Here is a 12,634-nt window from a genome sequence, read left to right on the forward strand (position 1 = left end):
AACCGAAAGTGGGGACGGGCATGACCAGAAAACTACGACGAACCCTCGCCGCGGTAGCGGCCTTCGCGACACTGATCCCGGCAACGACGGCGGCCGCGGCCGCGCCACGAACGGCGGCCGCCCCGCAGGCGGCGGCGCAGCCGCAGAAGACCGCGGTCCTGGTGTTCCACGGCCCGGTGGCCGAGCAGCAGGACCCGGTAACGCGCGCGGTGGACACCATCAAACAGCTTGGTGCCGTCCATGACATCGATGTCACGGCCACCACGGACCCGGGCACCTTCACGGCGTCCGGGCTGTCCGCGTACCGCAGCGTGGTCTTTCTCTCCGCGACGGGCGCCGCGCTCAACCGCGACCAGGAGTCGGCGCTGCAGAGCTACGTCAAGGCCGGCGGCGGTTTCGTCGGCATCGCCGACGCCGCCCGCGCCCAGGTCGACTCCACCTGGTTCACCGGACTGATCGGCACCCGCCCGGCCGGCGCCATCCCGGTGGCCGAGCCGGTGGCCAAGGTGACCGCCAGCGGCGAGAACGCTCCCAACGAGACCAAGGAGAAGCTGACCGACGGCGACGCCAACACGAAGTGGCTGGTCCGCACCCCGACCGCGTGGGTGGCGTACGAGTTGAGCGCACCGAAGCGGATCACCGGGTACGCGCTCACCTCGGCCAACGACTCCGACGGTCGGGACCCGAAGGACTGGACCCTCCAGGGCTCCACGGACGGCCAGAGCTGGACCGACCTGGACCGCCGCACCGGGCAGACCTTTCCGGACCGGTACCAGACCCGGCGGTTCGACATCGCCGCGCCGCAGGAGTTCCCGCGCTACCGGCTGAACGTCACCGCGAACAGCGGTGAGCCGCTGGTCCAGCTCGCCGACCTGCGCCTGTTCACCGGCAGCACCACCGCCCCGGAGCCGCCCGCGGTGAACCGCGCGGTGGTGAACATCCTGGACCGCAAGCACCCGGCCACGGCGTCACTGCCGATGACCCTCACCCGGTCCGACCGTTGGGAGAACTGGGACCCGAACCCGGTCGGCGCCGTGCACACGCTCGCCCAGGTCGAGGAGCGGCACTACAACCCGGGGGCCAGCGCCAACGGCGCCTTCCACCCGGTGTCCTGGTGCCGGGACTACGACGGCGGCCGGTCGTTCTACACCGGCATGGGTCACACCGAGGGCAGCTACGGTGAGGAGGCGTTCCGCACGCACCTCGCCGGCGCCCTCAACTGGACCACGGGTCGCGTACGCGGCGACTGCCAGGCCACCATCGCCGCGAACTACAAGGTGGAGCGACTCACCGCAGCCAACCAGACCGGGCAGCTGGACCAGATCGGCGAGCCGCACGGGCTCACCGTCGCGCCGGACGGCACGGTCTTCTACGTCGGCAAGGCCGCCTGCCCGAGCGGCCCGATCGCGGACTGGAACAACCCGAAGGTCGGCCTGGGCTGCGGCACCATCCACTCCTGGGACCCGCGGACCAAGCAGGTCAAGCTGCTCACCACCCTGGAGGTGATGGGCAACCGGGGCAGCGGCTCCGAGCTGGTGAAGAACGAGGAGGGCCTGCTCGGCATCGTGCCCGACCCGGCGTTCGCCGACAACGGGTGGCTCTACGTCTACTGGATGCCGCACGACTCGGTCGACCGGGTGAAGCGGGTCGGTCAGCGGACCGTCTCCCGGTTCACCTACGACCGTCAGGCGCAGACCATCGACCAGGCCACCCGCAAGGACCTGTTGCAGTTCCCCGTGCAGGTCCACAGCTGCTGCCACGCCGGCGGCGGCATGGCGTTCGACGCCAAGGGCAACCTCTACGTCGGCTCCGGCGACAACAACTCCTCGGAGGGGTCGCAGGGCTACGCCGGCAACAACTGGACCCAGGAGTACGAGGGGATCTCGTTCCAGGACGCCCGCCGCACGTCGGGTAACACCAACGACCTCGCCGGCAAGATCATTCGGATCCACCCGGAGTCGGACGGCACGTACACCATCCCCGAGGGCAACCTGTTCCCACCGGGCACCGAGAAGACCCGGCCGGAGATCTACGTGATGGGCGTACGCAACATCGCCCGCCTCCAGATCGACCCGGTGCACCAGTGGCTGACCGCCGGCTGGGTCGGCCCGGACGCCTCGTCACCCAGCCCCACCCTCGGCCCGGCGAAGTACGAGACGGCCACCATCATCACCTCGGCCGGCAACCAGGGCTGGCCGTACTGCATGGGCAACCGGCAGCCGTACCGCGACCGCAGCACCACCGACGCGACGGTGCTGACCGGCTGGTACGACTGCGACGACCTGAAGAACGAGTCGCCGCGCAACACCGGACTTGTGGACATTCCGGCGGCCCGGGACAACATGATCTGGTACTCGCCGGACGGCGGCGGCCCGGTGTTCCCGAAGCGGACCGACGGCAGCGACCTGCCGACCTACGCGGCGGCCGACGCCACCTACACGCAGCCGTACCTGCGCGGCGGGGGACAGGCCATCATGTCCGGTCCGACGTACCACCGGAGCCTCGTCGACACCACGAGTGGCGTGGCGTGGCCGGAGCACTGGGACGGCAAGTGGTTCATCGGCGACCAGTCGAACGCCGCCAACCGGGTCGCGGTCACCGTCGACCCGGCCGGCGTGCCGCAGGCCGCCCCGCCGGTGTACGCCGAGTCGCTGCGGGCCATCATCCCGGGCGGCAACGGCGACACCAAGTTGCAGAGCTGGATGGACGCCAAGTTCGGCCCGGACGGCGCCCTCTACCTGCTCGACTACGGCGGCGGCTTCTTCAGCCTGCACGCCAACCAGAAGCTGATCCGGATCACCTACACCGGCGGGGCGCCCACCCCGGCACCGGCGGCGACCTCGGTCGCCGTGCAGAACAAGCCGCTCACCATCGCCTTCACCGGTTCCCGCTCCGGCGGCGTCAGTCACCGGTGGGAGTTCGGCGACGGCACCACGTCGACCGAGGCGGACCCCCGGCACACGTACGCCACGGTCGGCACCTACACCGCGAAGCTCACCGTCACGTACGCCGACGGCGAGAAGTCGACCACGCAGACCACTGTGACGGTGGGCTGCGCGGTGCCCGACGACCGACCGACGGTGTGGCTGGGCGACACCGACACCGGGGTGCCCAGTCGCACGGTCGGGCAGGGCTGCACGGCCAACGACCTGATCGACGACGAGAGCACCTGGGCCGACCACAACGGTTTCGTCAGGCACGTGACCGCCGTGGCCCGCGCGTTGCAGGACGACGACCTGCTCACCACCCGTGAGGCGGGCACCATCACTCGCCTGGCCGCCGCGTCGGAGATCGGCCGCGACGGTCACACCGGGTACGAGCCCCTCTTCGACGGCACCGCCGAGTCACTACGCGGTTGGCAGCAGGCGCCGTCGGGACAGTTCGGTATCCAGCCGGACGGGTCGCTGCGTTCCAGCGGTGGCCTGGGCATGCTCTGGCACACCAAGGAGCTGGGCGACTTCTCGTTGAAGTTGCAGTTCCGGGACATCGCCCCGGGCACCGGCCGGGCCAACACCGGAGTCTTCATCCGGTTCCCGGACCTGCGGACCCCCCTCGACCAGCGACCACCGGACAGCTGCGGCACGGTTGGGTCGGCCCGGACCTCGCCGGCGTGGATGGCGATCTACTGCGGACACGAGATCCAGATCTACGACGGTGACACAGGTGAGCCGCAGAAGACCGGCTCGGTCTACAACTTCGACCCGGTGCCGCTCGCCCAGGCCGGCGTGACGCCGAAGAACGAGTGGAACGACTACGAGATCCGCGCCGTCGGGCAGCACTACACGATGATCCGCAACGGTGTGGTGATCAACGAGTTCGACAACACGCCCGGCAAGCAGTCCTCGCGCGCCGGCGATCCGCCGACCGATCTGCGGCAGTTCCTGCGCGGCTTCATCGGTCTGCAGAACCACGGTGACAACGACCTGGCCGAGTTCCGCAACATCCGCGCGCGGGAACTCTAGGAGTGACGATGACCCGACGACTGACGGCCGCGCTGGCGGCGCTCCTGCTCACGGTGATCCCGTGGGCAGTGGCGCCCGCCTCCGCCGCCCCCCGTGCCGCCGCGGACCAGGTGCTGACCTGGACGGCCGACGGCGACATCACCCGCTACAAGTCCGCACCCACCACGGCGGTGGCCGGCGAGACCACGATCATCTGGGAGAACAGCGAGGCCACCGGCAACACCCTCGGGATGCCGCACACGCTGACCTTCGACACCAGCACCGAGGGCTACAACCACGACGTCACACTCAACATCCTGGCCAGCCCGTTCGACGCCAACAACGGCCGCCACCAGGCGACAGTGACGCTGACCCCGGGCCGTTACCGGTACTTCTGCTCGATCCCAGGCCACAGCTCGATGGTCGGTGAGCTGGTGGTCACCGACGGCGGCGGAGGCGGCGACACCACCGCGCCGACCGTGACCGGCGCCGTGTCCGGCGACCAGGACCAGGACGGCAACTACCTCGGCGCGGCCACGGTGACCGTGACGGCCACCGACGCCGGCTCGGGCGTCCAGACCGTCGAGTACCAGGTCGACGACACCAGCTTCCTGCCGTACACCGAGCCGGTGCGGGTGACCGCGATCGGCGATCACGCGGTGCAGTTCCGCGCCACCGACCAGGCCGGCAACACCAGCGCCGTCGGCTCGGTGTCGTTCCGGATCGTCGAGCCGGGGGAGGAGGACACCACCGCGCCGGTGGTCGCGGTCGCGCTGGCCGGCGACCGTGACGACGACGGCAACTACGTCGGTACGGCCACCGCCACGTTGACCGCGACCGACAGCGGATCCGGCGTCGCCACCATCGAGTACGCGCTGGACGGGGCGGCCTTCACCGCGTACGCGAATCCGATCGTGGTGAACGCGCCCGGCATGCACATGCTGCACTTCAGGGCGACCGACGCCGCCGGCAACACGTCGGCCGAGCAGATGTCCCACTTCACAGTCGTCGAGCCGCAGGCCGAGGACACCACCGCACCAACGGTCGCCGCCACGCTGGCCGGTGAGCGCAACGACGACGGCGCGTACGTCGGCGGTGCGACCGTGACCGTCACGGCCACCGACGCCGAGTCGGGTGTGGCCACGATCGAGTACGCGCTCGACGCCGGAGGCTGGACGGCGTACGCCGCCCCGGTCGCCGTCCGCGCGCCCGGCGCGCACACCCTGCGGTACCGGGCGACCGACACGGCCGGGAACTCCTCCACCGAGCAGTCGGCGACGTTCACGGTGGTGGCCGACGGCACCGACAAGTGCCCCGACTCGGACAGCCGGGCCACCGTGATCATCGACGGCGGCGACACCGGTGTGGCCAACGTGGACACCGGCGACGGCTGCACCATCAACGATCTGATCGACGAACACGCCGACTACCCCGGCCACGCCGAATTCGTCAGGCACGTCGAGGCGGTCACCGCCGCGCTCGTGACCGGCGGCACGCTCGACCGGCGGCAGCAGGGCGCCATCGTCCGGGCCGCGGCCCGATCGGACGTCGGCGCATGAGTCCTCGAACCTCATCGACAGGGAGTACAGCCATGCCCGGACGTACCGTCGCCAAGCTGGCCACCGTGAGCGCCGTCATCGCGGCATCGGTGCTGGCCGTGGCGCCCACCGCACACGCGGACCTGGTCACCCACTGCATCGGCACCGGCGGTGCGGTGACCGTGCCCAACGACCTGCTCGTACCCGCCGGCGAGTCCTGCGCGCTGACCGGCACCACGATCACCGGCAACGTCACAGTCGCGGCCGGCGGCAACCTGGTGGTGACCGGTGGCCGGGTCAGCGGTGAGGTGCGCGTCGCCGCCGACGGGTACCTCGACGCGACCGAGACGACAGTCGACGGCCAGGTGGTGCTCGCGGCCGGGGGGTACGGCATCTTCCTGAAGGACGCCCGCACCGGCACCGTGACCGTACGGCCGAAGGGCTCCACGACCATCGACAGCTTCCTGTTCGCCGAGGCGTCGACGGTCACCGGGCACGTCAACGTCGGGGCCGGCGAGGTCCGGCTCGACCGGGGCACCCAGGTGCAGCGCAACCTCAGCAGCACCGGCACCTACTACACCGACCTGCACGACTCGTTCGTCGACGGCACCCTGTCGGTGCTCAACAGCGCCACCGGCAGCGTGGTGTGTGGCAGCGCGGTGCAGGGCCGGGCCACCTTCGCCGGCAACCTGGGCGGTGTGCAGCTCGGCCCGAACGGCACCCTGGACAGTTGCGCCTCCGGCGGTTACTGGGGTGGGGACGTGAGCGTCACCAGCACCACCGGTGGCGTCACCGTCGACGACAACATCATCAACGGCCAGTTGGCGGTGACGTCCAACGACCCGGCCGCGCAGGTGGCCGCGAACAACCGGATCCGCGGCGGCGTGACAGGTGACCAAGCCGCCCCGGCCACCAACCGGGCGGCGCGGGTGGCCGGTCCGGACCGCGAGGACGCTGGCGACGAGCGGGCCGAGCTCCGCCGTACGTCGGCGGTGCAGGAGGCCACCGAGGCGGGCGCGGCCCGGCTCTAGCTGATTGACGCGGCGGCGGCCGGCCACCCCTCGGGGCGACCGGCCACCGCCGTCGTATCGGGGCCGGACCATCGCGAGCCAAGCTCGCGTGGAGGTTGTCCCATCGACCCGGCTCACGCCGGAGGTCGGGTTCGTGGTGGTGCCACGTCCCGCCGATGGTCGTGTCCTCTCGCGCTCGTCGAGCTGATGGCGAGGGCCGGCACGGTTGGGGATAGCCTGGCCGCACCTGAGCCCCGCTTGAGTCACCGCGGGCGAAGGCCGCGGTGCGGCGAAGCTCGGAACGTCGCCGGGCCGCTGCAGCTTTATCCGTCGTGGTGGGGCGCGTCTGGGCGGTGGGCGGGGGTACCGTCGACTGTGGTGGTCTGCTGGCGTAACGGCTGGTGGTCCGCTGCCCAGACCGCTACCTGGGAGACGATGATGAGCGATTCCGCGACCTTTGGTGCGCGCCTTCGGATGTATCGCGAGCGCGCGGGGAAGACTCGACCCGTTCTCGGAGGGCTGGTCGGGCGTAGCGCGGAGTGGGTCAAGGCGTTGGAGAACGGCCGGCTACTGCCGCCACGCCTGCCCATGCTGCTGCGGCTGGCCGAGGTGCTCGACATCTCGGATCTGGCGGATCTGACCGGTGATCAGTCGTTACCGGTGGCGTCGGTGACCAGGGCGGGGCATTCCGAGGTCGGCAAGGTCGCTGCGGTGATGCAGCGGGCTTCGGTGCCGGTGGGCGCGGTGACGCCGGTTGTCGTGATGCGTGCTCTGGTGGATCAGGCGTGGGCCTTGTGGCATCGGTCGACGACCGAGCGTACGGCGGTGGCGGCGGTGCTTCCCGGGTTGCTGACGGATGCGCAGCGGAGTGCCCGGATGCTCGACGGCGGGGATCGTCGGCTGGCGTCGGTGGAGTTGGCGCGGGTGTATCACCTTGTGCAGTTGTACCTTGCGCACCAGCCGCTGCCGGAGTTGGTGTGGCTCGCTGCCGACCGGGCGACGTCGGCGGCCCAGGACGCGGACGACCCGGCGGCGATCGCGGTGGCGGCCTGGTACTACGCGCACGTCTACCGGGGCGCGAATCAGGTGGATGCCGCCGAGCAGGCACTGGTCGAGGCTGCGGGTCTGGTTGACCCAGCGGCGGGTGGCGAGCAGTTGGCGCGATGGGGTCAGGTGCAGCTCGGTATCGCGTTGGGCCACAGCAAGGCTGGCCGGGCCGGTCGGGCGTCGCGGGCGTGGGATGCCGCCGACTCGGCCGCGAGCCGGCTCGGTGACGGGTACGTCCATCCGTGGCTGATGTTCGGATCGGCGGCGTGTGCGGCGTACGCGGTCTCCATCGAGACGGACCTGTGCCGCACGGGTGAGGCGGTGCGGCGGGCCGACGCCACCGACTATCGGGCGATGCCCTCGCAGACGCGCCGGGCTGCCGCGCTGATCGATGCCGCTCGGGCGCACCTGCTCGACCGTGGGGAGGTCGCGGCGGTGCACCTGCTCGGCCGGGCACTTCGGGAGAGCGTCGACACGGTGCGACACAACCCGTACGCCCGCACTGTTGCCCTGGAACTGTCGAACCGGCCGGGCACGGTCGGTGAGGACGCCCGAGAGTTGGCCCTCGCGATCGGCATGGTCGGGTAACTCTCCCTGAGGTACAAACTCTCCCTTCCGCAGCCGGTGACCACTCGTAGCGTCCCGGTCACTGACGGCGGCGAGCCTGTGCCTGCTTGACACCCGATGGAGCCCGACCGGATCTCGTCGCCGCCCCTGTTGCTCGATCGAGGGGGCGAGTCTGTGGCGATCTGGTCTGAGCTGTGCGCGTTGATGCGGTGGCTGTGTCGGCGGCCCCAGCCGCCGCCACCGCCCGGGACCGGGCAGCGGTACCAGGAGGTTGAGCAGGCCGCGGCGCAGCAGCGTCTACTCGACCACGCGAGGCAGTTGCGGCGGTGCCAGGGCCATCACGAATCGGCAGACCAGCTCAGCGCACGCCGACCGGAGGGCCTCCGGTGACCCGACGCGTGGCCAACTCGTTCAGCCGGTCAACCGTGACCAGCCGGCGCGTTTCGTATGACGAATACCTCTCGGCCACCGCGCTGACTCTCGCCCCAGGCATCGGCCGGTGTGGTCGTGGCGACTCTGGCGGCATGTCTGCCGCTGCGGAGCCGACCTGCCATGCCGTGCCCGGCACCGGCTTCCGATCAATCGTGGTCACTGGCCACAGGAAGGTGAGCAGTGAGTAACGGGCAGCAGAAGGCGATCATTGCGGTGCACGTCCGAGGACTGGACGGCATGTGCAGCGGCTGCCGGGCGTGGTGGGCACTGCTCACGCCGTACCCGTGCTGGCAGGTGCAATGGGCGACCAGCCGGCAGGCACGGGCGGTCACTGCTCGCCTCCTGACGGGTGTGCGGTGAGCGTCCACGGCCCGGTCCTGCCGATCTGGAGCTGCGGTGGCTGCGGCCTGCCCTGGCCCTGCGCGACCCGGAAGCGCGAGCTACGCGCCGAGTTCGACAACGCCCCGATCTCCCTGGCCATCTACCTAGGTGCCCAGCTGGTGCGGGCCTCCGAGGATCTGACCTGGCTGCCGGCGGGTGCGTTGCACAGACGCTTCCTCGGCTGGCTTCGGTGAGCATCCTGCGGTCTGGCAACGAGAAGTTCCACTACAGCGACGGCTCTCCGTCCGGCGGCTGAGCCGTCCACCGGAGACCTCGCTACGTCTCGATCTGAGCTGGCCCGCGACGATCCGTGGGCCAGCTCAGATCGACCGTTCGCTCTAGAAGTTACCGGCCGAGTTGCACTTCACGCCCTGGTCGAGGCAGTTGCGCACCCGTGCGGCGAGCGCGTCGTCCTTCCACGCGTTGAAGAAGTCCGCGTGCATAGAGAACGACGTGCCGGACGCGAGGGTGATGCCGTCAGTGTTCGCGCTCAACGGGTACGAGATCACGAAGGACACCGAGGGGACGGGCACCGGGTGGCTCTTCGGGCACGCTCCGGTGTGGTCCCCGTTGGCCATGTGCGCCTTGTGGTCGGGGCTGTCCAGGTGCTTGCCGTCCCAGCAGTCCGGGAAGGTGATCTGCCGGACGATGTTCGCGGTCTTGGCGCAGACCGGGAACGTCTTGTCGGCGCTGCGGCCGACCTCGCCGCCGATGCCGGCGCACCAGAAGTGGTTGCCCTGCTTGTCCGGGGTGTCGACCTGGTTCTTGGCGTTACCGGTGATCATTCGTAGGCCGAACGGGAACGGCTGGGTCCGGCTCGGGTCCTTCAGGCGGGAACCGTAGTAGACGGTCACCTCCTTCGGGTCCACGACCTTGCCGTTCTGGTACATCGTCGGCACCCAGTAGGCGGACTGGTCGTCCGGCGAGTTGCAGGTGGTCGCCTTGGACGCCCGCAGCGATTCGGCGGTCGAGTTGGCGTCGGTCGACTTGTTGCCCCAGAACGTGTGGTTGTGCGAGCCGCCCACCAGCTTGGGCAGCACGATCGGGTCGTCGCTGTTGTGGTGGCTGGTCGTACAGCCGACGTTGAATTCGGGCACCTTGACGGGGTTGCCGGTCACCGGCTTGGGCTTACGCGCGAAGAACGCCTTCGTCGCGGCGGCCTGCCCGTCGGCGTCGATGGTGATCCAGCCGCCGGATGCGGTGGGCGGGGCGGCGCTGGTCGCCGGGGTCGACGGCGTGCCCGGCGTGGGCGGGGTTGCCGATGTGCCCGGGGCGCTCGGCGTGGCTGAGGGGTCGCCCGGGGCGGGGGCAGTGGGCGCGTCCGGGCCGGGCGAGCCGATGCCGGTGTCGCTGGACGGGCCGGACGCGCCGGGAGTGGCCGGGGCCTCCTTGCATCCGCCGGCGAGTGCCACGCTCACCAGCAGCAGGGCGGTGACGGAACGACGGTGTCGAGGGGTGGATCGGAGATTTATCAACGGGGGCGCACCTTTCTTCCGAGCCCGAAGAATACGAGTCGGCCCCCTGCCCGTTTCCCACTGAAACGGTTAATTCTCCCTTAAATAGCGCTCAGCGATTGCCTGGTCAGCTTTACGGAGTCACCGCGATGTCGGCTCGATCTCAATTCTCTGATTTTTCTGCAAAAACTGTAATCGGCGAGTGTGCTGGCACTCTGCGTTTCTGCCGTGCCCCCGACCGCCGTCCTGTTCAACACTTGTCGCGTGCCTTACGCAGGAAGCTCTCCCGCGACACGACAGTCGTCGAGTCGTGCCCGCGCGGCGCCAGCACCTGATCCGGGCCGATTCGCGGCAGGTCCGCAAGGGTGAAGTCCACCGGGATGGACTTACGGCGGCTTGACCCGTTGAGGGTGTAGGTGGCTCCGGGGCGCAGTTCGGTGAGCGACTCGACGTCCACCTCGACGCCGGGCTCGGGCCCGGGGAAGTCGACCGGCTCGTCGACCTCCCAGCCCTCCGGTGGCTGACCCAGCAGGGTGACCTCCACGACCTCGCTCGCGGGCGGGCCGCCGATGCTCCACCTGATCAGCGACCGTTTGCCCGGTTCACCCTGATGGCCGTTCTCGTACACCCGGATATTGGCGTCACGGTCGTAACAGGTAACAAGTACGCCGACCGGCCGGCCGTCCTGGACGGCGAGGGCGACAATCGGCTCGTCCGGTGGGGTGCAGGCGGTCAGGAGGAGGAGGGGCAGCGGGAGCAGAATCCATGGACGTCGTCTTCCGCGCATGTCGGCAGCATTCCACGGCGGCATCACGCTTCGATGCCCCGAGGATCACGAAAGGGAAGCGCAGCGGACGGACCTGCAACGCGCGATGTGCCCAGCGTTCCCCCCTTCGTTGCGTGATTTTCGGAAACAGCGCAGGGCGCCGCCGACGCGGAGAGAATTGCCGCCACGGAGCACACGGAAGCCGGGGGACGTTCGATGGGTCTACGAAGGCGTATGGCGCTCGTTGCGGTGACCGTCGCGGCCACACCGCTGGTCCTCGGTGGCTGCACCACCGAGCGAAAGGCCGCCGTGCGCCCCGCCGAGCAGGTGGTGCCCTCGCCCGAACTGACCCTCACGCCCGCCGATCTCTCCCGGGACGTGCCGCTCAGCGCCGAGGTGGTTCCGCTCGTCACGGGCGGACGGATCACCGCCGTGCGCATCGTCGACGACGCGGGCGCGCTGGTCCGGGCGGAGCCACGCGAGGACGGCTCGGCCTGGGTGCCGACCACTCCGCTGCGCCCGCAGCACACCTACACCGCGGCGGTGACCGCCACCGGCGACTCCGGGCGGACCACCACCCGCACCAGCACCTTCACCACCGCGGCGACGTCGACGAAGCCGCAGGCGAGCAGCACCCTGTACTTCGCCGACAAGCAGACGTACGGCACCGCGATGCCGGTGACCATCGGTTTCGATCCGCCCATCGCCAGGGCGGCCCGCGCCGACGTGCAACGTCGACTGTTCGTCACCACGAACCCGCCGCAGCCGGGGGCCTGGTCCTGGGTGGACGACGGCAGCCAGGTCTACTACCGGGCTCCCGACTTCTGGCGGCCCGGCACGACCATCAGTGTCCGGGCCGGCCTGGAGGGCCTGCCGATCGGCAAGAACCACATCGGCGACGCCGATCGCACCGCGACGTCCCGGATCGGACGGCAGGTGGCGCTCGACGTCGACAACGCCACCAAGCAGATGCGGGTGCTGCGGGACGGCAAGCTGATCCGCAGCATCCCGGTCAGCCTCGGCAAACGCGGCACTCCCACGTCCAGCGGCAAGATGGTGATCATGGAAAAGTACCAGCACACCACGTTCGACACGCGCGGTGAGCCGAACGGCGGCTACGTGGTGAACGTCGAGGACGCGCAACGGCTCACCTGGGGCGGCGAGTTCATCCACGGGGCACCCTGGTCGGTGTCGGATCAGGGACACCGCAACGTCTCGCACGGCTGCACGAACATCTCGGCGGCCAACGCCGACTGGTTGATGGGCGTCACCCGGGTCGGTGACCTGGTCACCTTCACCGGCACCGAGGTCCGGCTCCAGTCGGGCAACGGCTGGACGGCCTGGAACACCAGTTGGGGCCAGTTCGTCAAGGGCAGCGCGCTGCCCGTGTCCGCGGATCTGCGACCGGCCCCGGCCCCGGCGCCGCCCGCGCGTGCGGCCGCCGGTGGCGTGCCGACGCCGGGGCCGTCCGCCTCCGGCGGCTGAACCACCGGGCGCC

General features: G+C 70.2%; 8 protein-coding genes and 2 pseudogenes. 8 read left to right on the forward strand and 2 right to left on the reverse strand.

Annotated elements, in window-relative coordinates; all coding sequences use genetic code 11:
- Positions 1-20: 20 nt before the first annotated feature.
- The 7 genes and pseudogenes from ACLQ3B_RS23115 to ACLQ3B_RS23145 all read left to right on the forward strand — a co-directional run bounded on the left by ACLQ3B_RS23115 (position 21) and on the right by ACLQ3B_RS23145 (position 9,110).
- Positions 21-3,962, forward strand: coding sequence for a ThuA domain-containing protein (locus tag ACLQ3B_RS23115; protein WP_425782772.1), 3,942 nt, complete (start codon positions 21-23; stop codon positions 3,960-3,962).
- Between the two features lie 347 nt (positions 3,963-4,309).
- Positions 4,310-4,948, forward strand: a pseudogene (locus tag ACLQ3B_RS23120) (OmpL47-type beta-barrel domain-containing protein); the annotation flags it as partial.
- Positions 4,949-5,038: 90 nt separating this feature from the next.
- Positions 5,039-5,500: pseudogene (locus ACLQ3B_RS23125) on the forward strand (OmpL47-type beta-barrel domain-containing protein); the annotation flags it as partial.
- A 32-nt stretch (positions 5,501-5,532) separates the two neighbouring features.
- On the forward strand, positions 5,533-6,510 hold the full coding sequence (locus ACLQ3B_RS23130) for a hypothetical protein (RefSeq protein WP_425782773.1): 978 nt from the start codon (positions 5,533-5,535) through the stop codon (positions 6,508-6,510).
- A 417-nt stretch (positions 6,511-6,927) separates the two neighbouring features.
- Positions 6,928-8,124 carry a helix-turn-helix domain-containing protein gene (locus tag ACLQ3B_RS23135; protein WP_425782774.1) on the forward strand — a complete coding sequence of 399 codons (1,197 nt, stop codon included), beginning with the start codon at positions 6,928-6,930 and terminating at the stop codon, positions 8,122-8,124.
- Positions 8,125-8,715: 591 nt separating this feature from the next.
- Positions 8,716-8,895 carry a hypothetical protein gene (locus ACLQ3B_RS23140; protein ID WP_425782775.1) on the forward strand — a complete coding sequence of 60 codons (180 nt, stop codon included), beginning with the start codon at positions 8,716-8,718 and terminating at the stop codon, positions 8,893-8,895.
- The gene (locus ACLQ3B_RS23145) at positions 8,892-9,110 is read left to right on the forward strand and encodes a hypothetical protein (RefSeq protein WP_425782776.1); all 219 of its coding nucleotides are present in this window, start codon (positions 8,892-8,894) and stop codon (positions 9,108-9,110) included. Before ACLQ3B_RS23140 ends, ACLQ3B_RS23145 begins: the two co-directional genes overlap by 4 nt.
- Positions 9,111-9,254: 144 nt before the next feature.
- Here the strand turns inward: ACLQ3B_RS23145 and ACLQ3B_RS23150 are convergent, their stop codons facing one another.
- Both ACLQ3B_RS23150 and ACLQ3B_RS23155 read right to left on the reverse strand, forming a co-directional pair.
- Positions 9,255-10,391 carry a DUF1996 domain-containing protein gene (locus tag ACLQ3B_RS23150; protein WP_425782777.1) on the reverse strand — a complete coding sequence of 379 codons (1,137 nt, stop codon included), beginning with the start codon at positions 10,389-10,391 and terminating at the stop codon, positions 9,255-9,257.
- Positions 10,392-10,620: 229 nt separating this feature from the next.
- The gene (locus ACLQ3B_RS23155) at positions 10,621-11,157 is read right to left on the reverse strand and encodes a hypothetical protein (RefSeq protein ID WP_425782778.1); all 537 of its coding nucleotides are present in this window, start codon (positions 11,155-11,157) and stop codon (positions 10,621-10,623) included.
- A gap of 213 nt (positions 11,158-11,370) precedes the next feature.
- Here ACLQ3B_RS23155 and ACLQ3B_RS23160 point away from each other — a divergent pair, with 213 nt between their 5' ends.
- Complete coding sequence (locus ACLQ3B_RS23160; RefSeq protein WP_425782779.1) at positions 11,371-12,621, forward strand: Ig-like domain-containing protein; 1,251 nt, start codon at positions 11,371-11,373, stop codon at positions 12,619-12,621.
- Positions 12,622-12,634 lie beyond the last annotated feature (13 nt).

Origin of the sequence: Micromonospora sp. DT53, from assembly GCF_049841535.1 — a bacterium.
Lineage (GTDB): Bacteria > Actinomycetota > Actinomycetes > Mycobacteriales > Micromonosporaceae > Micromonospora.

Coding starts and splice junctions, on each gene's coding strand:
- ACLQ3B_RS23115 (WP_425782772.1), top strand. CDS start 21: ATGACCAGAAAACTACGACGAACCCTCGCCGCGGTAGCGGCCTTCGCG.
- ACLQ3B_RS23130 (WP_425782773.1), top strand. CDS start 5,533: ATGCCCGGACGTACCGTCGCCAAGCTGGCCACCGTGAGCGCCGTCATC.
- ACLQ3B_RS23135 (WP_425782774.1), top strand. CDS start 6,928: ATGAGCGATTCCGCGACCTTTGGTGCGCGCCTTCGGATGTATCGCGAG.
- ACLQ3B_RS23155 (WP_425782778.1), bottom strand. CDS start 11,157: ATGCGCGGAAGACGACGTCCATGGATTCTGCTCCCGCTGCCCCTCCTC.
- ACLQ3B_RS23160 (WP_425782779.1), top strand. CDS start 11,371: ATGGCGCTCGTTGCGGTGACCGTCGCGGCCACACCGCTGGTCCTCGGT.